This is a genomic window from Promicromonospora sp. Populi, from assembly GCF_041081105.1.
Taxonomy (GTDB): Bacteria; Actinomycetota; Actinomycetes; order Actinomycetales; family Cellulomonadaceae; genus Promicromonospora.
Genome location: NZ_CP163528.1, coordinates 3,802,463 through 3,824,481, shown reverse-complemented (window position 1 = coordinate 3,824,481; position 22,019 = coordinate 3,802,463). Strand labels below are relative to the sequence as shown.

General features: G+C 72.1%; 20 protein-coding genes. 10 read left to right on the top strand and 10 right to left on the bottom strand.

The window, feature by feature from the left end:
• Positions 1-119 precede the first annotated feature (119 nt).
• Both AB1046_RS17290 and AB1046_RS17285 read right to left on the bottom strand, forming a co-directional pair.
• Positions 120-305, bottom strand: a complete 186-nt coding sequence (locus tag AB1046_RS17290; protein ID WP_369370533.1) for a hypothetical protein — start codon at positions 303-305, stop codon at positions 120-122.
• Positions 306-513: 208 nt separating this feature from the next.
• Positions 514-1,218 carry a hypothetical protein gene (locus AB1046_RS17285; RefSeq protein WP_369370532.1) on the bottom strand — a complete coding sequence of 235 codons (705 nt, stop codon included), beginning with the start codon at positions 1,216-1,218 and terminating at the stop codon, positions 514-516.
• Positions 1,219-1,502: 284 nt separating this feature from the next.
• Between AB1046_RS17285 and AB1046_RS17280 the strand changes: the two genes are divergently transcribed.
• From AB1046_RS17280 to AB1046_RS17250, 7 genes are all read left to right on the top strand, one after another.
• Positions 1,503-1,766 (top strand): hypothetical protein, encoded by a 264-nt coding sequence (locus tag AB1046_RS17280; protein ID WP_369370531.1) that lies wholly within the window; start codon positions 1,503-1,505, stop codon positions 1,764-1,766.
• A gap of 65 nt (positions 1,767-1,831) precedes the next feature.
• Positions 1,832-4,861 (top strand): AAA family ATPase, encoded by a 3,030-nt coding sequence (locus AB1046_RS17275; RefSeq protein WP_369370530.1) that lies wholly within the window; start codon positions 1,832-1,834, stop codon positions 4,859-4,861.
• 106 nt (positions 4,862-4,967) lie between these two features.
• Positions 4,968-7,166: a SpoIIE family protein phosphatase gene (locus AB1046_RS17270; RefSeq protein WP_369370529.1), complete on the top strand. Its 2,199-nt coding sequence runs from the start codon at positions 4,968-4,970 to the stop codon at positions 7,164-7,166.
• Positions 7,167-7,275: 109 nt separating this feature from the next.
• The gene (locus AB1046_RS17265) at positions 7,276-8,298 is read left to right on the top strand and encodes a sigma-70 family RNA polymerase sigma factor (protein WP_369370528.1); all 1,023 of its coding nucleotides are present in this window, start codon (positions 7,276-7,278) and stop codon (positions 8,296-8,298) included.
• A gap of 24 nt (positions 8,299-8,322) precedes the next feature.
• Positions 8,323-8,784 (top strand): universal stress protein, encoded by a 462-nt coding sequence (locus AB1046_RS17260; RefSeq protein WP_369370527.1) that lies wholly within the window; start codon positions 8,323-8,325, stop codon positions 8,782-8,784.
• Complete coding sequence (locus tag AB1046_RS17255; protein WP_369370526.1) at positions 8,781-9,326, top strand: CrcB family protein; 546 nt, start codon at positions 8,781-8,783, stop codon at positions 9,324-9,326. Before AB1046_RS17260 ends, AB1046_RS17255 begins: the two co-directional genes overlap by 4 nt.
• Positions 9,323-9,718, top strand: a complete 396-nt coding sequence (locus AB1046_RS17250; RefSeq protein ID WP_369370525.1) for a CrcB family protein — start codon at positions 9,323-9,325, stop codon at positions 9,716-9,718. Before AB1046_RS17255 ends, AB1046_RS17250 begins: the two co-directional genes overlap by 4 nt.
• 66 nt (positions 9,719-9,784) lie before the next feature.
• On the opposite strand, the gene AB1046_RS17245 is transcribed toward AB1046_RS17250, so the two are convergent.
• Positions 9,785-10,183, bottom strand: a complete 399-nt coding sequence (locus AB1046_RS17245; protein WP_369370524.1) for a hypothetical protein — start codon at positions 10,181-10,183, stop codon at positions 9,785-9,787.
• Between the two features lie 120 nt (positions 10,184-10,303).
• On the opposite strand from AB1046_RS17245, the gene AB1046_RS17240 reads away from it, so the two are divergent.
• Positions 10,304-11,236 (top strand): 5'-3' exonuclease H3TH domain-containing protein, encoded by a 933-nt coding sequence (locus AB1046_RS17240; protein WP_369370523.1) that lies wholly within the window; start codon positions 10,304-10,306, stop codon positions 11,234-11,236.
• A gap of 1 nt (position 11,237) precedes the next feature.
• On the opposite strand, the gene AB1046_RS17235 is transcribed toward AB1046_RS17240, so the two are convergent.
• Together AB1046_RS17235 and AB1046_RS17230 are read right to left on the bottom strand one after the other, a co-directional pair.
• Complete coding sequence (locus AB1046_RS17235) at positions 11,238-12,050, bottom strand: sirohydrochlorin chelatase (protein WP_369370522.1); 813 nt, start codon at positions 12,048-12,050, stop codon at positions 11,238-11,240.
• Between the two features lie 4 nt (positions 12,051-12,054).
• The gene (locus AB1046_RS17230) at positions 12,055-14,742 is read right to left on the bottom strand and encodes a phosphoenolpyruvate carboxylase (RefSeq protein WP_369370521.1); all 2,688 of its coding nucleotides are present in this window, start codon (positions 14,740-14,742) and stop codon (positions 12,055-12,057) included.
• A gap of 95 nt (positions 14,743-14,837) precedes the next feature.
• Between AB1046_RS17230 and AB1046_RS17225 the strand changes: the two genes are divergently transcribed.
• The gene (locus AB1046_RS17225; protein ID WP_369370520.1) at positions 14,838-15,710 is read left to right on the top strand and encodes a DNA/RNA non-specific endonuclease; all 873 of its coding nucleotides are present in this window, start codon (positions 14,838-14,840) and stop codon (positions 15,708-15,710) included.
• On the opposite strand, the gene AB1046_RS17220 is transcribed toward AB1046_RS17225, so the two are convergent.
• Positions 15,707-17,170 carry an NAD(P)/FAD-dependent oxidoreductase gene (locus AB1046_RS17220; RefSeq protein ID WP_369370519.1) on the bottom strand — a complete coding sequence of 488 codons (1,464 nt, stop codon included), beginning with the start codon at positions 17,168-17,170 and terminating at the stop codon, positions 15,707-15,709. The genes AB1046_RS17225 and AB1046_RS17220 overlap by 4 nt on opposite strands.
• Before the next feature lies 1 nt (position 17,171).
• Entirely contained in the window at positions 17,172-17,732 is a 561-nt protein-coding gene (locus AB1046_RS17215; RefSeq protein ID WP_369370518.1) for a hypothetical protein, read from the bottom strand.
• A 116-nt stretch (positions 17,733-17,848) separates the two neighbouring features.
• On the opposite strand from AB1046_RS17215, the gene AB1046_RS17210 reads away from it, so the two are divergent.
• Positions 17,849-18,439: a TetR/AcrR family transcriptional regulator gene (locus tag AB1046_RS17210; protein ID WP_369370517.1), complete on the top strand. Its 591-nt coding sequence runs from the start codon at positions 17,849-17,851 to the stop codon at positions 18,437-18,439.
• A gap of 107 nt (positions 18,440-18,546) precedes the next feature.
• Here the strand turns inward: AB1046_RS17210 and AB1046_RS17205 are convergent, their stop codons facing one another.
• Genes AB1046_RS17205 through AB1046_RS17195 form a run of 3 tightly spaced genes read right to left on the bottom strand, consistent with a single transcriptional unit; the run spans position 18,547 to position 21,993 of the window.
• Positions 18,547-19,410: an NAD-dependent epimerase/dehydratase family protein gene (locus tag AB1046_RS17205; protein WP_369370516.1), complete on the bottom strand. Its 864-nt coding sequence runs from the start codon at positions 19,408-19,410 to the stop codon at positions 18,547-18,549.
• Between the two features lie 57 nt (positions 19,411-19,467).
• A complete protein-coding gene (locus AB1046_RS17200; RefSeq protein ID WP_369370515.1) occupies positions 19,468-20,253 on the bottom strand; it encodes a deoxyribonuclease IV in 786 nt (261 codons plus the stop codon).
• A gap of 45 nt (positions 20,254-20,298) precedes the next feature.
• Positions 20,299-21,993 (bottom strand): hypothetical protein, encoded by a 1,695-nt coding sequence (locus tag AB1046_RS17195; RefSeq protein ID WP_369370514.1) that lies wholly within the window; start codon positions 21,991-21,993, stop codon positions 20,299-20,301.
• Positions 21,994-22,019 lie beyond the last annotated feature (26 nt).

The window sequence follows — 22,019 nt, the reverse complement described above, 5'->3', positions numbered from 1 at the left end:
GTGAAATAGGGCGGGTCCCGGGAGAAGTGGGCCGGGTCTGGGTGGAACGGGGCAAAGCCTGGGTGGACATGGGGGCGGGGCCGCCGAACCCCCTGGGTCTGCGGCCCCGCCCGTCGACGTCACACGTCCTGGTTCCGCCATCGGTCACGAGGGCGTGTGGCGAGCTTGAGGTACGAGATGGTCGGCGCCGGACGGCCAGTGGCGCGAATCCAGCTCTCACGTCGGTTGAGCAGCTCCATGCGGCGCAGGTCGCGCTCGGTACCGGCGGCGATCTCGTCGATGATCACTGCTGTGCTGGCCGTCATTGGTCGTTCCCCGTTCCCTGGCCCCTCCAGTGGGCGCCCTCAGCAACCAAGACGGGCCAGGAGCGCATTTCGTTGGGAGGGAGGCACAGGTTCGCGATCTGTGACCGCGGCGACAGACTTCACCCGGTCGCCGCGATCCGGGCATGACTCGGGCCGGGGCGCCCCCTGGCGCGCCCCGACCCGGTTCTCCCCCTGCTCGCCCCGGTGCTCAGGCTGACGGCGCCGCCTTGACCACCGGTCCCCACGCCAGCGGGTCGAGCGCGCGGGCGTCGTCCTCCGCCTCCCCTGCCCACCGGCGCGCATCCTCGATCGTCGCGGCCAGCAGCGCGCGCAGGCGCGCGTCGACGTCGGGCACGAACGCCTCAGAGATGCCCTGCACCGCAGTGGAGACCACGCTCGGCGCGGCGTCGCGGACGAACCGCTTGGGCCGCACGCTGGTGCCCGCACAGAACCGCTCGGCCCAGGCCGCCGTCTTGGGCACGGCCGCGAGCGCGTCCTTGCTCTCCGGTGCCAGCGTGCCTACCGGGCGGTCCTCGAGGACGTCGAGCATGCGCTCGGAACCGAGGATCGCGACGGCCAACGTCTGCTGCCGGTCGGCTGGTGAGACCGGCAGCGCCGTCTGGGCGGCGCGCAGTGCGATGCGCACGTCCCAGCGCGGGTCGGTGCTGGTCAGGCCGATGACCGACGGGATGAGCGGGGCCAGCTTCGGGCGGGCGTGGTCCGCCGTGAGGTCGTTCACCGCACGGGCCAGCATCGCGATCAGCGGGTGGGTGCAGGCGGGGTGATCACTCCACTTCTCGCCTGCGAGGAAGGAGGCGAGCTCCATGAAGCACGCGCCCTTCTTGGGGTTGCGGTGTTTACCACGACCCAGCATGGGCAAGATGTCGTACGTTCCAGCTTCGGTTCCGGTCACGATTCCACCCCCGAATTGGGTTCGATACTGGTCCCAGTGTGCGTCTGGTGTGACGTACATCGCAATAGTGGGGCCGCGAACCGCCCGAATCTCGCCCGTGTCGGCGGCCCGCAGAGGCACCTCAGGCCACCTCAGACACCGCCTTAGGTACCTCAGACGCGCGTCTGAGGTACCTCGCGCCCGAGGACTGCCCGACTGCCCGATCCACCTGCCCGGACCTCAGGACGAGTGTCTTCCTCATCAGCCGGACGGGCACTCGGCCCGCCGGAGCACCAGGAGGAATCATGTCGCTGTGGGGACCCGCTGCAGAAGCGGAGATCGAGTACCGCCAGGCCGAGCTCAAGAAGTCCTGGGGCAGCAGCCGGGCCAGCGGTTCGGACCGCTACGACCGCGCGGAGCGTCGCGCCCAGGAGCGGACGGAGCGCCGGGCGGACCGGACGAAGCGTCAGGCGGACCGCAAGGTACGCCTGACGCGCGCCGAGCAGATCGAGGAGGGCATCGCGGGTATGCGCCCCGCACCCGCCGCGCGTCACGGCCTGTTCGCGTGACGGGCGCGAGCGCCGAGGCGCACGAGGCCGGGGGGATTGTCAGTGGTCAGTGGGACGATGTGCAGGTGCGACGGTCCACGACGATCCCCCTGGTCTCCCGGCAGGAGCAGGTTGCCTCCCTCCTGCTGGCGGTGGGGCGCGCCTCGGCAGGCCGCCCCGGTCTTGTGCTCGTCGGTGGCGACGCCGGCGTGGGCAAGACCCGCCTGATCAGCCACGTCGCTCAGGCGGCCGGGCAGGCGGGGGCGAGCGCCGTCGTCGTGCACTGTGTCGACCTGGGTCAGGTCGGCATTCCCTACCTGCCGTTCACCGATGCCCTGACCCAGCTCCAGGCCGGGGCCGCGGGGCCCGAGGCCGCAGCGCGGGTGGCGGAGCTCGTGGCCGAGCGGCCGGCGCTGTGGCGGCTCCTTGAGCCCGGCGGGAGCGGTGACGCCGACCATGACGAGCGGCTCCAGCTCTTCGAGGGCATCGCCCGGAGCCTCGCGGTCGCGGGCGAGCCAAAGCGACCGCTCGTCCTCGTGGTCGAGGACGCACACTGGGCCGACGCCTCGACGCGCGACGTCCTGCGGTTCCTCGCCGCCCGCGCCCGGTCCGAGAACCTCCTGCTCGTGCTGACCTACCGAGCGGACGACGTCGACCGGCGCCACCCGCTGCGCCCGCTGCTCGCCGAGCTGTCCCGGCTGGAGCACGTGGAGCGGATAGACCTGCAGCCGTTCGACGAGGACGAGCTGCGCGAGTTCACGACCGCCCTGGCCGGCGCGCCCCTGCCGGCGGCAGGTTTCGCCGAGGTCCTGGACCGGTCGGAGGGCAACGCCTTCTTCGCGGAGGAGCTCCTCGACGCCGGGCCGGAATCGGCCAGCCTGCCCTGGACGCTCACCGAGGTGCTGCGCACCCGGCTGGAACGGCTGGACCCCGACGTGCAGCAGGTGCTGCGCATCGCGTCGGTCGCCGGACGCCGCGTGCGCGAGGAGCTGCTGCGGGCCGCCGCCGCCCAGTGGGGCACGCCGGACCTGGACGCCGCGCTGCGCGAGGCAGTCACCCAGCAGGTCCTCGTGGTCTCGGACGGCAAGCTGGAGTTCCGGCACGCGCTGCTGGCCGAGGCCCTGTACGCGGACCTCCTGCCGGGGGAGCGGTCGGCGGTGCACCGCGCGTACCTCGCCGTGATCGAGCAGGACGGGCCCGACGGCATGGCGATCGGCAGTGCGGCCGAGCGCGCCCACCACGCCTACGAGGGGCACGACCTGCCCGCCGCCCTGAGCGCGTCGCACGACGCCGCCCTGCGGGCTCGCCGGCTGCTGGCCCCCGAGGAAGAGCTGAAGCACCTGGAGCAGGTGCTGGCCCTGTGGGAGTCCGTCCCGGACGCCGAGGACCGGATCGGGCGGGACCGGGTGGACGTCGCGCTCGCCGCGGGCGAGGCCGCGGCCCGAGCAGGCGACCCGATGCGCGCGGTCAAGCTGACGCAGCGCGCAGCCGACGGGATCGACGACCCCGTGCGGCGGGCAGGTCTGCAGCACGTGATCGTGCACCGCCGCCTCGACCTGCCGACGTGGGACGAGCAGCCCGGCGAGGTCGAGACCGCGGTGGCGCAGCTGCGGACGGCACTCGAGATCCTGCCGGAGCGCAGCCCGGAGCGGATCTGGACCAACGCGCTGCTGGCCCGGGTCTCGATGATCATCGACCAGGACGACGACGCCCGCGTGCATGCCGCGTGCGCGATCGAGGAGGCACGGGAGACCGGTCAGTCCGGCGCCCTCGCCGACGCGCTGTCCACTCTCGCGGTGCTCGACGTGGCCGACCCCGACCGGGCCGCGGCGCTCCTCGACGAGGCGCGCACGGCCGCCACCGACGCCGGTGACGTGCTCACCGAGATGCGCGCGCTCTACAACGCCGCGGCCAACCGCTTCTACGCGGGCGACCTCGCCACCGCCGAGCAGCGGGTGGGGGACGCGCTCTCCCGGGCCGAGGAGCTCGGCCTGGCCTGGAGCACCTACACCGTCAACCTGCGGATCCTGCAGGAGGTCATGCTCTACTTCTGCGGCGACCTGACGCCGCGCCCCGTCGAAGGCGTCCCCGCCACGTCCAAGCACGTCATGGACGCGAGCCGGCTCTATGCGGCAGTCGCCCGCGGCGACGACGACGCGATCGCCCGCGGCGAGGCCCTGTTCGACCACTGGCAGAGCGACGGCATGATCGCGCTGGTCGGCGGTGGCAGCCTGGTCGACGCCCTCACCTGGGCCGGGCGGTACGACGACGCGACGGCGCTGGCCGTGCGGATCACCGACCACCTGGGCGAGGTGTGGACCGAGGTCTTCCTCGGCCGGATCTGGCTGTCCGCGCTCGCGATCGCCGCCCTGGCCGACGCCGCCGAGGCGGACCGGTCCAGCGGCCGCGCCGGCGCCCCCGGATCAGCCGCCGCCGTAGCGGTCGAGGCTCGCGCCGCCGCACGGCTCGACCGCGGCGACTCGCTGCTGGCCATCGCGCGCGAGACCGCTCAGCGGGGCCGCCCTCGCGGCGGTGTGCTCGGCCCGGAGGGGCAGGCCTGGCTGCAGCGAGCGGCCGCGGAGAACGCCCGCCTGCACGCCGTCGTGGGGTACGCCCCTTCAGCGGCGGACGCCGAGGGTGGCGAGCCGACGTCGGGCGGGCTGTGGCAGGAGGCCGCAGCGGCCTGGCAGGCCGCGGTGAACGCGTTCGACTTCGGGTACCGCTACGAGGTGGCCCGCTCGCGCTACCGCTGGGCCGAGGCCCTGCTGGGCACCGGCGAGCGGGAGGCAGCGGAGGTCGAGGCGGCCGAGGCGCTCTCGGAGGCGGAGGACATGGGCGCGAAGCCCCTGGCCGACGCCGTACGCGCGCTGGCCCGGCGAGCCCGGCTCGACCTGCCCGGCGTACGGCGCGCGACAGCGTCTACCCTCACCGATCGCGAGGAGGAGGTGCTCGGCCTGGTGGCGCAGGGGCTCTCGAACCGGCAGATCGGCGAGCGCCTCTTCATCTCGACCAAGACGGTGAGCGTGCACGTGTCCAACCTGCTGGCCAAGCTCGGTGCGTCAGGGCGCGCGGAGGCGGTGAGCCTCGCGCACCAGCGCGGGCTGCTCGAGGTGTGACACCCCGGAATATCGGCCCAAGTGCGGCAGGCTACCTGCCCGGCGCAAAAGGGACACATCCGGTACATCTATCGCGCACGCGCTCATCTCTCGCAATACTGAGCAGATGCCGACGGACCTCCAGGCGTTGCGGGACCTCGAGCACGTCGGTCTCGGTTCCCCCACAGCGGACGAGGCCTTTGACCGTTTTGCCCGCCTGGTTCGTCGGCACCTGGATGTTCCGGCCGCGGTCGTCTACTTCGCGGTCCGCGAGGGCCAGGTCCTTGCCGGTGCGTCCGGGATGCCGGAGCCCATGCAGTCCAACCGCCTGCTGCAGCATCCGGGCACCCTCACGAACCTGATCACCGCGGCCGGTGAACCGGTAGTGACGTCGGACGCCCGCCTGGACCCGGCCCTGCGCGACAACTATCTCGTCCGCGAGATGGGCCTCGTCGCCCTTGCCGGATATCCCGTCTTCGACCTGCGCGGACGCGCCGTCGGGGCCTTGTGCGCGGTGGTGGACGTGCCGCGGGAGTGGTCGAAGGACGACCTGGCCTCCCTCTCTGATCTCGCCGCTGCCTGCACTGCCGAGCTGCGCCTGCGGGCCGAGCGGGAGCGCGCACGCAGGATCCAGCAGACGGCGGTCCGGGCGAACCGCCGCAGCCGGTTCCTGCTCTCCCTGAGCGAGGCGTTCGCGAACGCGAACACGCTGGACCAGGTGGAAGAGGTCATCATCGAGGTGGGCACCGCCGGGATCGGCGCGCGGTACTGCTCGTTCGCCCTGACCGACGCGGACGGGCGGGGCCTCACCTACCGGTCGCTGGTCCATGCGGAGCCGCAGTTCCCGCAGCGTATGAGGCACGCCAGGATGGACGACCCGCGCCCCGTGTCCGAGGCGGCCCGTACCGGCCGACCCCTGTTCTTCCGGTCGGGCGACGAGATGTTCGCGGCGTTCCCGGCGGTCCAGGACGTCTGCGACCCCGAGGTCGGCGCCCGGGCGTTCCTCCCGGTCGTGACGGCCGGCGTCGTGGTCGCCGTCATCGTGCTCGCGTGGGAGAGCAACCGCGGGCCGGACAAGGACTCGTACGCGCTCCAGACCGGCCTCGCGCACTACACGGGCCACGCCCTGGAGCGCGCCCGGCTCCTGGAGGAGCGCCGCGAGTCCGCGAAGACGCTCCAGCGGGCGATGCTCAGCCGGTTGCCCGAGGTACCGCACCTGGACATGGCGGCGACGTACTCGCCGGCCACCCGCTCCGACCAGATCGGCGGCGACTGGTACGACGCCGTGGCGGTGGACGACGACGCGACCATGTTCATGATCGGCGACGTGACCGGCCACGACATGCGCGCCGCGGCAAAGATGGGACAGCTGCGGTCCCTGCTGCGCGCGTTCGCGTGGAGCCACGACGAGTCGCCGTCGGCCCTGCTGTCGCTGCTCGACAAGGCCAACGCGGGCCTGGGCCTGCTCGCCAGCGGCACTGCCGTGGTGGCGCGGCTGGAGCGGATCCCCGGCGCGTATCAGCTCACCTGGTCCACCGCCGGCCACCCGCCGCCCCTCGTGCTCCGGGAGGACGGGACGGTGGAACGCCTGGCGGTGCAGCCGGACATGATGCTGGGCGTGCGTCCGACGTCGAAACGCACGGATCACGTCACCACCCTGCACCCCGGTGACACCCTCCTGCTCTACACGGACGGGCTCGCCGAGCAGCGCGGCACCACCCCCGACCAGTGGCTGAACCGCCTGCAGAAGACGCTCGGTGTGCTCGGCGACACGGCCACCGCCGCGCTGCCCGTCACCCTCGTGCGCCGTCTCGCATCGGACGACCAGCGGGACGACGTCGCCGTCCTCGCGGTGCGGGTGCGGGCGGCGGCCCCTTCGGGCCCGCCCTCCCTGGGTCGTCCAGCCACGGCGGAGCGCAAGCTGGCCCCTTCGCTGTCCGACGTCGGCCCGGCCCGCATCTGGGTCGACGACGTGCTGGAGAGCTGCGGAGTACCGATGCCGCTGCGCCGCACGGTGATGCTGCTGACCTCCGAGGTGCTGACCAACGCCGTCGACCACGGGCAGGCGCCGTTCACCACCACCGTGGAGGTCGACACGGAGCGGCTGCGCGTGGGCGTTCGGGACTCCTCGACCGAGCAGCCCGAGCTGCGCGACCCGACGGTCACCGACTTCGGCGGGCGCGGCGTCCAGTTCCTGGAGCGGCTCGCGTCCCGCTGGGGTGTGGACCGGCACGGCGAGACCCCCACGGCGCCGCGGCCCGGCAGTCCGCGCGCGAGCCGGCGCCGGATCGGCAAGACCGTCTGGTTCGAGCTGGACCTGAGCTGATTTGTGCTGAGGCCCCCGGAACGGGGCGCCGGGTGAACTTGGGCCGGAGAGATTCGGGCACGGACGAATCCCGGTCGGCGTGTCAGTGGTCCCGCGTACGGTGTGATGCATGGCACAGACAGCGTCACATCCCACGCAGAGCGCCAGTGCGGACCTGGCACCGGACGAGCTCTCCGAGCAGCTCGAGGTGTACCGCCGTGAGCTGACCGGCTACTGCTACCGACTGCTGGGCGGCGCCTTCGACGCCGACGACGCGGTACAGGAGACCCTCCTGCGCGCCTGGCGGTCGTACGAACGGTTCGAGGGTCGCTCATCGCTGCGCACCTGGCTGTACCGGATCGCCACGAACGTGTGCTTCGACCAGCTGGGTTCCAGCCGCGCCAAGCGTGAGCGCCCCATGGGTCTGGGCGCCTCGGTGGAGCCTGTCGAGGAGAGCCTCGCGGCGGTGCTGCCCGAGTATGCCTGGGTGGAGCCGGTCCCGACCGAGCACGTGCTGCCCGGAGCGAGCGACCCCGCCGACACGACCGTGGCGCGCGAGTCGGTGCGGCTCGCGTTCGTCGCGGCCCTGCAGCACCTACCGGCCAAGCAGCGCGCGGTACTCATCCTGCGCGAGGTGCTGCGCTGGCCCGCGACCGAGGTCGCCACGCTGCTCGACACCTCGGTGGCGTCGGTGAACAGTGCCCTCCAGCGGGCGCGGGCCACGCTCGCCGACAAGGCCCCGGACCGCTCCGGCACCTCGGAGTCGGCGGCGGTGCCGACGGCGAGCGAGTCCGAGCTGCTGGAGCGGTACGTCGCCGCGTTCGAGCGGTACGACATGGCGGCCCTGGCCAACCTGCTCCGCGAGGACGCGGTCATGAACATGCCGCCGTACGCCATGTGGCTGGAGGGCATCGAGAACATCCAGGCGTGGATGACCGGGCCTGGCGGCGAGTGCGAAGGTTCGCGCCTGGTGCCGATCGACGTCAACGGCTCGCCGGGGTTCGCGCAGTACCGACCGGACCCGAAGGGCGGCCACTTCCCGTGGGGGATCGTGGTGCTGGAGGACGACGGCGAGTACATCACCGGCATCACCACTTTCCTCGACACCGAGAAGTGGTTCTCCCGATTCGGCCTGGCGGACCACCTCGACTAGGCATTTGGCCATACCCTCACGAGGGTGACTGTGCGATCCGTGGTGGTCGGCGTTGACCACAAGAATCCGGACCTGGCTCGGCGGGCAGCGTCGCTCGTCCAGTCCCTGGGTGGAAGCCTGATCGAGCTCGTATGCGTGTGGGTCGACGAGGCAGCCGTCTCTGACTCACGGGGGTTCACCGTTTCGGTGGACCCGGACATTGCCGTGTCCTCCGACGCGTACGGGGCGGACGTCCTGGCCGGGCTGAACAGGGCGATGGCCGACGTCGGCCTGCCCTGGAGTGCCCGCCGCGGCGCGGGCGACCCGGCCGCTGAGCTGGGGCGCGTGGCCGACGAGGTGGGGGCGGCGATGATCGTCGTCGGGTCGCGACGCTCCGGCCTGCGCGGCTGGACGACGAACCTCGTGAGCGGGACCGTCGCGGGCCGGCTCATCCACAACCAGCCGCGCCCCGTGGTGGTCCTCCCCGAGACGATGTCGGCCCCGTGAGCGATAGGTTCTTCCCAGACCTGTCGAGCGCCGGCGAGGGGGCACTGCGCGTGACACGAGCACCGCACCGTGACTGGCGGTACGTGGGGCTTGTCGCGCTCGGCGGCGCCTGCGGCTCGGTGGCCCGGTACCTCCTGGGCATCTGGACGACGGCGCTGGTGGCGATCGTGTGGCCCCCGCTCCCTGGTGCCGACCTGGCGCTGGTCAGGTTCCCCGTCGGGACGCTCCTGGTGAACGTGATCGGTGCGCTCGCCCTGGGGTACCTCCTGGAGACGCTGGCCCGCCGCGGCCGCGAGACCGTACGCCGCCGCAAGATCCGGCTCGGCATCGGCACCGGCGTGCTCGGCGGGTTCACCACCTACTCGGCCCTGGCCCTGGAGACGCAGCTGATGCTCGCCGACGGCGCGACGTGGCTCGCCCTGCTCTACGTGGTGCTCACCCTCGCGGGCGGAACCGCGGCATGCCTGGGCGGCATCGGGATCGCGGCACGCGCTGACCGGCGTCGAGAACAGCGACGTCGAAGGCCCGAGGATCCACGATGATCGAGCTGCTCGTGGTCGCCGTCGGCGGCGGCGTGGGCGCCGCCGCCCGGTTCATGGTCGACGGCGAGATCCGAGCGCGCCACAACGGCGGGTTCCCATGGGGGACGTTCGTGGTGAACGTGGTGGGCTCGTTCCTCATCGGGGTGTTCTCGTCGCTGGTCTTCGCGCTCGTGCCCCTGGGTGTGCCGGGCAGCACTGCCCACCTGCTGCAGCTGGCCCTCACGACGGGCCTGTGCGGCGGGTTCACGACGTTCTCCACGACCACCATGGAGTCGGTGCGCCTGGCCCGGTCCGGCCGGATGCGCCTGGCGCTGGCGAACTCCCTGGGCACGCTGATGGTGACCGTCACGGCGGCCGGGCTGGGCCTGGCGCTAGGCGGTCTGCTGGCCTGACGGCGCCCCGGGTGCGGTGCTCCAGGGCGCTGTCGTTCAGGGCGCTGTCGTTCAGGGCGCCGTCCGTCAGGGCGTTGCCTGGCGGACGTCGAACCCGACGAGGAAGAGCGCGGCCAGCGCCTTCCACTCGCTGAGCGGTCGATCGCCCACAAAGCGCGCGGCCTCCTCCGGAGTGCGGTTCACCAGCGCGATGTCGACGAGGAACTGGCCGCCGCCCTCGCGCCAGACGACCGCCGCGTTCGTCCGCTGGCTCGATCCGTTGATCCCCGCCCAGAGCTCGCTCTCGGGCTTCCGCTCTCGCTCGATCTGCGGGTAGTCGCTCGTGTGTCCCCAGCTCGACCACGCGTGGTTCAGCGCGCGCTCGAGCGCTACCTTCGACGAGGAGACTCGCGTCTCGCCGATCGCCGCCAGGCCCAGGCCGAGGCCCTCGATGACCTCAACCACCTCTTGCTTTTTGCTTGTCATGTTCGGACAGTACGGGCACACCAACGCGAAACCGCTATGTGGCCACAATTTCGCCCGGCGTGCCGCGACTTCAGCACCCCGGACGCACGCGTGTGGGTGGGTCGTGGCAGGCTTCCCCGCATGAGCCTCATGCTCCTCGACTCCGCCTCCCTGTACTTCCGCGCGTTCTTCGGCCTGCCCGACTCGCTGCGCGCGCCGAGCGGTGTGCCGGTGAACGCCGTCCGCGGCCTGCTCGACACGATCGCGTGGCTTGCCACTACCCACCGCCCCGACCGTCTGGTCGCGTGCTGGGACGACGACTGGCGTCCCGCCTTCCGCGTCGAGGCCATCCCCAGCTACAAGGCGCACCGCGTAGCGCAGGAGGTGCCCGGCACGACCGGCATCGAGGAGGTGCCTGAGGCGCTGCTCGCGCAGGTCCCGGTCATCGTGGAGCTGCTCGCGGCGCTCGGTATCGCGCGCGTAGGGGTGCCCGGCTACGAGGCGGACGACGTCATCGGGACGCTGACCACCCACGCCGTCGAGCAGGGCGCAGGGCCGGTGGACATCGTCACCGGTGACCGCGACCTGTTCCAGCTCGTCGACGACGCGGCCGGCGTCCGCGTGCTGTACCCGGCGCGCGGTATCCGGGACCCCGACGTGGTGGACCAGGGGCGGCTGGCGGAGAAGTACGGCGTCACATCGGGTCAGGCCTACGCCGACATGGCGACGCTGCGGGGCGACCCCAGCGACGGGCTGCCCGGCGTGCCGGGCGTCGGCGAGAAGACTGCGGCCAAGCTGCTGGCCCAGTACGGCACGCTGGCCGGGATCCTGGCGGCCCGGGACACCGGGGACAAGGGGCTGACCTCGACGCAGCGTCGTCGGCTGCTGGAGGCCGACGACTACCTGCGGGTGGCGCCGGTCGTCGTGCAGGTGGCCCGGGACGCGCCGCTGCCTACGTTCGACCCGGCGGTGCCGAAGGCACCCGCCGACCCGGACGCGCTGGACGCCCTGACGGCCCGGTGGGGACTGCGGTCAAGCGTGGAGCGAGTACGGACGGCGTTCGGCTGGGCGTGAGCTAGACCGCCGCGTCGTACCGGTCCAGCACTACCTGCACCAGCCGGGGGTCAGCCTTGTCGGCTCCGGCCGGGCCACAGACGGGGTCGGTCACGATGTCGGCGCCCGCCTCCAGCACCCGGTCCAGGAAGTACCCGGGCGCGAGCAGGTAGGACACGACGATCACGCGCGGCGCGCCCGCCGGCCCAGCTGCGCCGGGGACATCCCCCACGCTGACCCGGGCTGCGGCCACGGCATCGGGAACCCGCGGCTCGGCGCCCGCCCCGTACGACGGGGTCACGGCCCGCCCCAGCCGCTGGGCCAGCGCGCTGGTCACCTCCTCGACGGCGGTCGCGGCGGCCGCCACCGAGGAGCCGGCGGCGGCGAGCACCACTGCGTCGTCGGACCGGAAGGGGCCGTGCGCCGCCTCGGCGGCGGCGTAACGGTCGACCAGGATGTCGACGAGCAGGGGGTGCGGGCCGAGCGGCTCGGCCGCGACCGACGCGCCTCCGTCGGCCGCGTTGACGGCAGCCACGGCCTGCGCGATGTCGTGCTGCACGTGGTACCCCGTCGACAGCAGCAGCGGCACGACGACGGCGACCGGCCCGCCGTCGGGCGCGCCGGCAACCGGCGCGTCATCGGACGCCGCATCGCCCGCATCACGCATCGCACCGGCCAGGACCTCACCGACCTCCGGCTGCTGCACGTCCACGAAGGCCTCGCGCACGTCGAGCTCCGGCCGGGCCGCGCGGACGCCGTCGAGCAGCGCGCGCACGGCCGCCTGGCCCGCAGGATCGTCGGTCCCGTGGGACGTCCCGATCAGGATCGCGGTCATCAGCTCACCCCGTGTTCTGCAGGCCGGCCGAGACACCGTTGACGGTCAGCAGCAGCAGGTGCTGCAGGCGGCCGGCGTAGCCGCCGTCCACCGCGGAACCACCGTCGGACCCGGTGCGCAAGCCGCGCAGCGCGCGGACCTGCAGCAACGACAGCGCGTCGACGTAAGGCGACCGGAGCTGCACGGCCCGGCCGAGCACCCGCTTGTTCTCCAGCGGGAACGCGTTGCCGCTGATCTTCAGCACCCACTCGCGGGTCAGCCGCAGCTCGTCGAGCACCATCGCCGCGAGGTCGTCACGCGAACCCAGCGCGAGATACTGCGCGGCGATCCGCTCGTCGGTCTTGGCGAGCGACATCTCGACGTTGTCGAGCAGGGTCGCGAACAGCGGCCACTCGGTGCGTGCCGCCCGCAGCAGCTCGACATCGCCGACCCCGGCGAGCGCCGTGCCCAAGCCGTACCAGCCGGCGAGGTTGATGCGGGCCTGCGACCAGGAGAAGACCCAGGGGATCGCGCGCAGGTCGTCGAGCGAGTTCACGGAGAGGCCGCGCTTGGCGGGCCGCGACCCGATGGGCAGCAGGCCGACCTCCTCCAGGGGCGTGACCTGCGCGAACCACTGCGGGAACCCGTCGGCCTTCACGAGCTCGTGGAACCGCTCGCGGGACGTCACGTCCAGGGCCTTGGCCAGCGGCGCGAACTTCGCTGCGGCGCTCTGATTGACGGCCTCGACCGAAGGCGCGGACGCCAGCAGCGTCGCCGCGGCGACCTGCTCGATGTGCCGGGACGCGATGACGGGGTCGCCGTACCGGGCGAGGATGACCTCGCCCTGCTCGGTCAGCTTGAACCGGCCGTCCACCGAGTGCGGCGGCTGGGCCAGCACCGCGCGGTTGGCGGGGCCGCCACCACGGCCGAGCGCGCCGCCGCGGCCGTGGAACAGGGTCAGCTTCAGGTCGTTGTTGCGCGCCCACTCCGCGATGCGCGACTGCGCGTCGTGCAGGGCGAGTGTCGCCGCGACCGGGCCGACGTCCTTGGACGAGTCCGAGTAGCCGAGCATCACCTCGACGCGCCGGCCGTTCTCGCCCAGCCGCCGCTGCACAACCGGCAGCGCCAGCATCGCGTCGAGGATCGGCACCGAGTTCTGCAGGTCGGCGAAGGTCTCGAACAGCGGGACGGCGTCGATCACGGGGCCGGCCTCGGGATCGTCCGCGAAGGCGTACGACGCCAGCTCGTAGACGGCGGCGAGGTGCTCCGGTGCCTGCGTGAACGACACGACGTAACGACGCGCGGCGCGCTCACCGAACCGGCGCTGGATGGCGCCGAGCGCCCGGTAGGTGTCGAGCACCTCGCGTGTCTTCTCGCTCAGCGCGCCGCCCACCCCCAGCTCCCGGATCTCGGCGAGCGCCGCGGCGTGCACCTGCGAGTGCTGCCGCACCTCGAGCTCCGCCAGGTGGAAACCGAAGGTCTGCACCTGCCAGACCAGACGCTGCAGGTCCCCGTACGCGGCACGCGCCGCGCCGGTCGCCACCAGCGAGTCCTGCACCACGATCAGGTCCGCCTCGAACTCCTCGGCGGTCACGTAGGCCAGGTCGGCGTCGCGTGATCGCGTGGCGGTGATCCGCTCCGCGAGCGCGAGCATGACGGCCCGGTGGGGCTCGTTCGGCGACGCCGCCTGAGCCCGCCGCGCCACGTCCTCGGACCTTTGCCGGATCCGCTGCCACAGTGCGTTGAGGTCCGAAGACGGTGTGGTCCCCTCGGCGTCGAGCGTCAGCTTGCGCCCGGTCTCGACCGCCAGGCGTTCCAGCGCCGCCAGGGCGTGGTCCGCCGCGAGCGCCGCGGCCTGCCGCGTGATCTCGGCGGTGACGTTCGGGTTGCCGTCGCGGTCGCCGCCGATCCAGGTCCCGAGCTTCACGAACGGCTTCGCGACGGGGGCGACGCGGCCGGCGTCGTCCGCCAGGAGCCAGTCGTCGAGCCGGCGGTACACGTCGCCGAAGACGTCCACGAGGACGGCGTCGAACACCCCCATGACCGTCTTGACCTCGTCGAGCACCGACGGCTTGCTGGTCCGTACGGGCGCCGTGCGCCACATCGTGTCGATCTCGGCGAGGATGCGCCGCTCGTTCTCGGCCAGCGTCACGCCGCCGAGGCGGCGGGTGTCCCGCTCGGCCAGGAGGTCCGAGATGCGGCGGATGGTCCCGCTGATGGCCCGACGCCGGGCCTCGGTCGGGTGGGCCGTCAGCACCGGCCGGAACTCCAGCTCGCCGAGCCGGCGCAGCGCCTCGTCCCGCCCGACCTCCTCGGTGAGCTGGGCGAACGCCGCGGGGATGGTGTCCTCCAGGACGGCCGGGCCGGTCCTCGTCTCGGCCTCCCGGGAGCGCAGCACGCGGACGCGGTGGTACTCCTCGGCAAGGTTCGCGAGGTGGAAGTAGCAGGTGAACGCACGGGCGACCTGCTCGGCACGCTCCACGGTGAAGGAGGCCACCAGGTCGGCGGCCTCGTCCAGCGCATGGGGGGACGGGTCGCCGTACGCACGGATCGTCAGCTCGCGGAGGCGTTCGACGTCGTCCAGCAGATCCTGCCCCCCGTCCTCGCGGAGGATCCTGCCGAGAAGTCCGCCGAGCAGGCGCACGTCCTCGCGCAGCGGGTCAGGTACCTCGTGCCGGGCGTTGCCGCGAACGGTCTGAGTTGATTCACTCACGGGCTAGAGCCTAGGACCAGATTGCCAATCGCTGTTCATCGTGTCCGATTGTTGGTCTGGCCATGACCTGGCGAACTCTGGTTGGCTGTCTGCCTGTGACCGGCTACGACGCAGAGTTCCTCGGTTTCACCGTTCCGCTCCCCGTCTCGCCCGTCGAGGCGCGTGTCCTCGACTACACCCATTTCTCCGTCCTGCTCGACCCGGGCCGGCGCCTCGCCGCGGCCACGGCCTGCATCGTCGACGGCGCCGCCCTCCTGGCGCTGCGTCGTTCCGGCCGGTGGCGGCTGGAGCGCCGCGTCCCGACCGGCGAGCAGTCCGGCAGCGAGCTGTACTCGGGCAACCCGCTCGACCGCGGCCACCTCGTACGTCGCCTCGATCCCGTCTGGGGCGATGCCGAGACGGCTGCCCAGGCCAACCGGGACACCTTCACCTATACAAATGCCGCGCCGCAGGTGAACAGGTTCAACCAGTCCAAGGAGCTGTGGAACGGGCTCGAGGACCACGTGCTCAAGTACGCGTCCGCCTACGACCACCGGCTCGTGGTGCACACCGGCCCCGTCTTCACCGCCGACGACCCGCTCTACCGCGGCGTCCGCATCCCGCGCCTCTTCTGGAAGGTGGTCGCGTGGGTCGGGCCGGGTGGGCTCCAGGCGACCGCGTTCGTGCTGGACCAGACCCCGCAGCTCGAGGACGCGCGCCTCCAGGAGATCACCGCCCAGGCGCTGGCCCGGGACGACATCCCGCCGCTCGGCCCGTTCCGGACCTACCAGGTGCCGGTGCCCGACGTCGCGGCGCTGACCCGCCTGGATCTCGGCCCACTGCCCGGGGCGGACGTGTTCGCGGTGGCGACCACAACGCCGTCGGGCAGCCGACCGACCGACATCACCATCCACCGGCTCCCCCGGGCGCGGGCCTGGTCGGAGATCCGGACGCGCGACCAGATCACGCTGCCCCCTGCACCGAACTAGTCCCCTCGGCCGTAGGTCTCCAGGAGCCGGAGCCAGATCTCGCTGATGGTGGGGTAGGCGGGGACGGCGTGCCACAGCCGGCCGATCGGCACCTCAGCGGTGATGGCGATCGTCGCGGCATGCAGCAGCTCCGCGACGTCGGGGCCGACCGCCGTGAAGCCGACCAGCACCTTCCGGTCCTCGTCGACGACCATGCCGGCCCGGCTGGCGTACCCGTCCGCGTGCAGGGCGGCGCCGGCGACGGATCCGAGGTCATACTCGACGGCGCGGAAACGGAGCCCCGCCGTCGCCGCGGTGGCCGCGGTGTGGCCGACGCTTGCGATCTCTGGGTCGGTGAAGATCACCTGCGACACGGCGCGGTCGTCGGCTGTCGCCGCGTGCCTGCCCCAGGGCGCTAGATCGACCGGGGTGCCGTTGGCGCGGGCGACGATGGTGGCGCCCAGGGCGCGGGCCTGGTACTTGCCCTGGTGCGTCAGGAGGGCGCGGTGGTTGACGTCGCCGGCTGCGTAGAGCCAGCCGTCGCCCGCCGGTGTTCCGTCGCTTTGGACGGCCTGCGGGAACTGGTTGACGCGCAGGGAGTCGTCGACGTGCAACCAGTCGCCGGGGGTGAGGCCGACGTTTTCGAGACCGACGTCGCCGGTGTTCGGCTTGCGGCCGGTCGCGACCAGGACCTCGTCGGCGTCGACCGTGGTGCCGTCCGCGAGGGCGATGTGCACGGTCCCGTCCTTGTCGCGATGGATGCGCTCGGGCTGCGTGCGCAGGTGCAGCGCGACGCCTTCTGCCTTCAGCCCCTCGGCCACCTGATCGCTCGCGAACGGCTCCATGGCGGGGAGCAGCCCGTCGCGCGCGATGAGCGTGACGCGCGCCCCGAGGGCCGAGAACGCGGTGGCCATCTCGGTGCCCACCACGCCACCGCCGACGATCGCCAGCCGTCCGGGGACGGCCTTGGCGGCCGCGGCCTCTCGGCTGGTCCACGGTGCGGCGTCGGCCAGCCCGGGAATCTCCGGGAGACGGGCACTGCTGCCGGTCGCGATGACCACTGCGTGCCGCGCATCGAGCACTGTCGTTGCGCCGTCGGCGCCCCGTACCTCGACGGTCCGGGGGGCGCTGATCCGGCCGACGCCACGGAACAGGGAGATCCCGGCCTGGTCCAGCCAGGCGACCTGGCCGTCGTCGTGCCAGTGCGCGGCGAACTCGTCGCGGCGCGCCAGGACGGCGGCCGTGTCCAGGGTGCCGGTCACCGCGGCGTTGGCCCCGGGCAGGCTCCGGACGGCGCGCAGCGCGGCGGCGTCGCGCAGGAGGGCCTTGGTGGGCATGCAGGCCCAGTAGGAGCACTCCCCGCCCACCAGCTCGCTCTCCACGATCGCCACGGTGAGGCCGCCCTGGACCGCCCCGTCGGCGACGTTCTCGCCGACCGGGCCGGCGCCGATGACTACTACGTCGAACGTGTTGTCGGTCATCTCAGCTGGCCTGCCTTGTTACCCGGTGCAGGCGCAGCGCGGAGACGAGGAAGAAGATGCCGCCCAGGACCGCGTACCCGGCGACCGCGGTGAGCATCGCGTTCGGTCCGCCGGCCATGAGGATGAAGCTCGTCCCGGCGAACGTCGAGATGCCTCCGCTGAGGATCATTGCCCACTGCCCACCGAGCTTGTAGCGGCGGATCGCGACGATGAGCTGAACGATGCCTGCGGTGATGGCCCAGAAACCCCAGATTCGCAGCACAGCGGGGATACCCGAGGTCACGGCCACGCCCAGCGCGATGGCAGTCAGCAGGCTCAGGGCCATGTTGAAGTACAGGCCGACGGCGGGCCGCGCGGTCTTCGAGGAGCGGAAGTCGACGATCGCCGCGGCGACGTCGAACAGCGGGTACAGCACCAGGAGCCCGATCGTGACCGGGCCGAGGCTGCTCCCGACGGCGAACATGCACGCGGCCCAGACGATCGCGAAGCCGAACCGCACGAAGTACAGGTTCCGGAGCGAGGTGGCGGTGCCTACTGCGGATGATTCCGCGGTGGTGGACATGTGAGTTCCCTTCCCATCGGTGATATCTCTAGGTAGAATGACTAGTAACTCCACCTGTTGGGACAGTACACAGCGACGCCCGTCGAGCGCAAGGGGAGTACCGAGAGGAGCCACGTATGATCGCGACCGTGCAAGGGACCATGCGAGAACGCCTGATCGAGGCGGCGAACGAGCTGTTCTACGCGCAGGGCCTGCGTGCGGTGAGCGTCGACAAGGTCATCGACCGCGCGAGCACCACGAAGGTGACGTTCTACCGGCACTTTCAGAGCAAGGACGACCTGATCGTCGCGTACCTCGAGTCCCGCGCGGAGCTCGAACGCAACGGTGTCGATGCGGCCATCGCCTACGGCGCCGGAGACGTCGACGTCTCGTTACGCCTGATGGCCGACCACACCGGGGCGGCGGCTTGTGAACCCGGGTTCCGCGGGTGTCCCTTCATCAATGCCGCCGCCGAGTACCCCGACCGGGACAGCCCTGTCCGCAAGGTGGTCGACACGCACCGCGACTGGTGGACGAGCGCGTTCGAGCGGCTCGTTGCACCAGTGGGACTAGCCGATCCGGCGGCAGTGGCGGATGACCTGATGCTGCTCCGCGACGGGGTGATGGTCGCCGGCTACCTCGGCGACCCGTCAAAGGTCGCGGCCTCGTTCCTCCGCAGCTGCCAGGCGGTAATCGCCGGCGCGGCCCGCACGGGACCAAGCATCTGACTCGCCGCACCAGCTACGGCGAATCAGATGCTTGGTCCGACCAGCCCACTGACTCGCCCTATTTGGTACGGCGAGTCAGATGCCTGGTCCGTGGACATCGGGGTCGGTCAGAGCTCAGCCTGCCAGTGGTGCTGCGGCGCGTAGCCCAGCACCCGGCGGGCCTTTTCGATGCTGAGCAGGGTCTCCCGGCCCTGGAGCGGGCGCTTGAGCGGCACGTCGGGGAACACCTCGGCCGCGAGATCCGCCGAGTCCCCTTCCATCACCGTGTCGTCGTTCGCGATGATGAACGCCTCGAACCCCGTGAAGCCGGCCTGCAGCGCGAGCCGCACCGCCTGTGCCCCGTCTCGGCCGTCGATGTAGCCCCACAGGTTCCAGCGCCGGGCCTGGGCATCGTCCTGCCAGCCTGGGAAGTTCGCGTAGTCCTCCGGACGCATCACGTTGGAGAACCGTAGGGCCGCGACCTTCAGCTCCGGGTCCCAGCGCGTGAAGTGCTTCGCCATCTCCTCCTCGAGCGACTTGCCGAGCGAGTAGGTGGACTGCGGCAGCACGTCGTACTCCTCGTCCACCGGGATGTACGGCGGCGGCACATCGAACGGCAGGCCGAGCACCGTCTCGGACGACGCGGTCACCACGTTCCGGATGCCCACCACCTGGGCGGCCCGCAGCACGTTGTACGTGCTGGGCACGTTGTTCCGGAAGGTCGCGGCATTGGTCGCCAGGCCGGGTGCGGGGATAGCGGCCAGGTGCACGACGGCGTCGGCCGCCCGCCCCTCGTCCACGCCGGACAACAGCTCGATCACCTGGCCGAGGTCTGTCAGGTCCGCGATCGTGAAGTCGCCCGGGCTGCCGGGCGGCGGCGGCACGCGGTCGGTCGAGACCACGTGATACCCGGATTCCACCAGGTGCTCCACGACGAACTGGCCGAGCTTTCCGCTCGCACCCGTGACCACTACCCGCTGCGCTGTTGCCATACGTCCGATCCTGCCAGTTGTCCGGCGGCTGTCCGACGGCGGGCGTCAGCCCGACCGTCAGCCCAGGCGTTCCCGGAGCCAGGCGATGTCCGGGGCCATGTCGCCCTTGGTCTCGCAGATGACGGGGGCGCCCGCGGCGGCGATCACACCCACCAGCAGGTCCTCCGGGATGTTGCCCCTGCCGAAGTTGATGTGCCGGTCCGCACCCGACCCGGCGTCGTCGCGCGAGTCGTTGGCATGCACCAGGTCGATGCGGCCCGTGATGGCGCGGATCTGCTCGGCCGCCGTCGCCAGGTCGATGCCGCCAGCCCAGGCGTGGCAGGTGTCGAGAGTGAACCCGACGTTGTCCCCACCGTTCGCGGAGGTCACCGCCGCCCACAGCGCCTCGATCCGCTCCAGCCGGCGGGCCATGGAGTGGTCCCCGCCCGCGGTGTTCTCGATGAGCACGGGAACGTCGGTCTCCAGCGCGTCGATCGCCTTGCGCCAGTTGTCGAAGCCCTTGGCCGGCTCGTCGTTCGCGGCGACGTGCCCGCCGTGCACCACAACACCCTTGGCGCCGATGGCGCTCGCGCCGTCCATGATCTGCTGCAGCAGCTTGCGGCTCGGGATTCGGATCCGGTTGTTGGTCGACGCCACGTTGATCACGTAGGGCGCGTGCACATAGAGGTCCACGCCGGCCGCGGCGGCGTCGGCCCGGAGCACCCCAGCACCGCCCTCGTAAGGAAGGTCCGGGACCTTCCAGGCCTGCGGGTCGCTGAGGAACACCTGCACCGTGTCCGCGCCGAGCGTCTTCGCCGCACCGATCGCGTCGGTCAGGTCCACGTGCGCGCCGATCTTCACCATGGGACCCACCCTAGGACTACCCACCGACACGACGGCGGCTGGAGATCAGCCCAGGCCGTGGACGCCGGTCTGCGTGACCTCCAGCAGGTGCCCGTCCACCGCGACCAGCACCGCTCCCGGCCATCCGCTCGCGCCGTCGGCGTCGGTCCGGTGCCAGGCCTGCTCGCCCGACGCGACGTCGAGCGACACCAGCCCCGCGCCGCCGTTCCCGCCGTACAGCTGCAGGAGCAGGAACTGGCCATCGGTGAAGGCTTGCGCCACGTACCCGCCGCTCTCCTCGCTCCAGTCGTCCAGGTCGTCGGACGGCTGCCACGTCCACCGCTCGGCCCCCGTGGCAAGATCCAGCCCTCGGAGCTCCGCCATCCAGTTCATGGCCACCGCCGTCCCATCGACCTGCGCGAGGAACTGCGATGGGTCAGTACCCTGGGCCACGTTCCAGCGGGGCGTGCCATCCACCGCATAGGACAGCAGCCGCTCCCCGGAGCCGTCAACGCCCAGGAGAGTCATCGCGCCTGGCTCGTCCGTGACCTGCGGGCCGGTCGCATAACCGCCGATCGACCCGATGACGTCGCCGCCGGGTCCGAACAGCGTGGTGCTGGTGCTGCCCTGCCCGTCGGAACTCACGTCCTGCCCGGCGTATCCGCCGGACGGGAGAACGACCACCCCGCCGAACGCCGGTGCACCGCCTCCCGTCCGGAGGACCAAGCCGTCAGGGGTGACGGAGGACTGGACACCACAGCCCCACAGATCGATCAGCCCGGCCCCGATGTCCGCGCCGAAGACCTCGGGGTCTATCGCCGACTCGTCCGGCCCGGGCGCCTCATCCGGCCAGCCCAACCCGGCGGGCGCGTCCCACGGCATCCCATACATCCAGGAGGCGCAGTTCTCGGCGCCCGTCGGCCGGAACGGGACCGTCACGCGCCAGCGTTCCTCGCCCGTTGCGGCGTCCTCCGCGCGCAGCACGAGGTCGCGACCACCATCGACCGTACCGGAGCACTCGCCCTCCGGGCCGCACTCGGATTCCCCAAGGTCCACCGCCGACCGCGGACCGACCCGCTCGGCCCGCAGCACCGTGCCCGCCGGGCCGGGCCGCGGCGTCCCGTACTCGCGGGTGTCAGCCGCACGGAGCGTCCGCGGACCGGTGACAACGCCGTCCGCCCCCACAACGACGACCTCGCGTTCCGCAGCGGCGCCCTGGAGGCACACCAGGGTCGACTGCGGCGGTGCCCATCCCAGGGAGCCGCCCGTCGGCCCGCACTCCACGTCCGTGCCCAGCGGCACGGTCCAGGCCTCCTCGCCCGACGCGGGGTCCAGCCCGACCACCTCGTCGCCGGACCGGAACGCGAGCGTGCCCTGGAGGTCCGCCACCTCGAACACGCCGAAGGTCGGGTCCACGTCCATGCGGCCCTCCCACTCCCACACCTCTTCGAGCGGCGCGGACAGGTCCAGCACTCCGCCGTCCACCGCGCGGATCCGCTCCATCCGGGCGGCGTCGCGCACGCCGTCGACGGCGAAGCCGGTCCCGAGCACGATCGCCAGGACCGCCGCGACGGGAGCGACGACGCGCAGCCTCCTGCTCAGCATCTGGGGGGCCGTCAGCTCCCGCAGGGCGGGCTCGTCGCCGTCCGGCTCCTCCGCGGCACCGGGTTCGATCGGGGCGAGGGATGCCTCGGGGCCGTCCGTCTCGTCGTCGACGAGGTCGAAGACGAACACACCGCCGTCGTCCGGATCACGTGCCATGCGGTCGAGGGTAGACCGGGACTGCC

What these genes read in the sequence shown, in the direction of transcription:
- AB1046_RS17290 (WP_369370533.1), bottom strand. Translation starts at nt 305, where the DNA reads ATGACGGCCAGCACAGCAGTGATCATCGACGAGATCGCCGCCGGTACC.
- AB1046_RS17280 (WP_369370531.1), top strand. Translation starts at nt 1,503, where the DNA reads ATGTCGCTGTGGGGACCCGCTGCAGAAGCGGAGATCGAGTACCGCCAG.
- AB1046_RS17270 (WP_369370529.1), top strand. Translation starts at nt 4,968, where the DNA reads ATGCCGACGGACCTCCAGGCGTTGCGGGACCTCGAGCACGTCGGTCTC.
- AB1046_RS17265 (WP_369370528.1), top strand. Translation starts at nt 7,276, where the DNA reads ATGGCACAGACAGCGTCACATCCCACGCAGAGCGCCAGTGCGGACCTG.
- AB1046_RS17250 (WP_369370525.1), top strand. Translation starts at nt 9,323, where the DNA reads ATGATCGAGCTGCTCGTGGTCGCCGTCGGCGGCGGCGTGGGCGCCGCC.
- AB1046_RS17245 (WP_369370524.1), bottom strand. Translation starts at nt 10,183, where the DNA reads ATGACAAGCAAAAAGCAAGAGGTGGTTGAGGTCATCGAGGGCCTCGGC.
- AB1046_RS17240 (WP_369370523.1), top strand. Translation starts at nt 10,304, where the DNA reads ATGAGCCTCATGCTCCTCGACTCCGCCTCCCTGTACTTCCGCGCGTTC.
- AB1046_RS17235 (WP_369370522.1), bottom strand. Translation starts at nt 12,050, where the DNA reads ATGACCGCGATCCTGATCGGGACGTCCCACGGGACCGACGATCCTGCG.
- AB1046_RS17220 (WP_369370519.1), bottom strand. Translation starts at nt 17,170, where the DNA reads ATGACCGACAACACGTTCGACGTAGTAGTCATCGGCGCCGGCCCGGTC.
- AB1046_RS17215 (WP_369370518.1), bottom strand. Translation starts at nt 17,732, where the DNA reads ATGTCCACCACCGCGGAATCATCCGCAGTAGGCACCGCCACCTCGCTC.
- AB1046_RS17210 (WP_369370517.1), top strand. Translation starts at nt 17,849, where the DNA reads ATGATCGCGACCGTGCAAGGGACCATGCGAGAACGCCTGATCGAGGCG.
- AB1046_RS17205 (WP_369370516.1), bottom strand. Translation starts at nt 19,410, where the DNA reads ATGGCAACAGCGCAGCGGGTAGTGGTCACGGGTGCGAGCGGAAAGCTC.
- AB1046_RS17200 (WP_369370515.1), bottom strand. Translation starts at nt 20,253, where the DNA reads ATGGTGAAGATCGGCGCGCACGTGGACCTGACCGACGCGATCGGTGCG.
- AB1046_RS17195 (WP_369370514.1), bottom strand. Translation starts at nt 21,993, where the DNA reads ATGGCACGTGATCCGGACGACGGCGGTGTGTTCGTCTTCGACCTCGTC.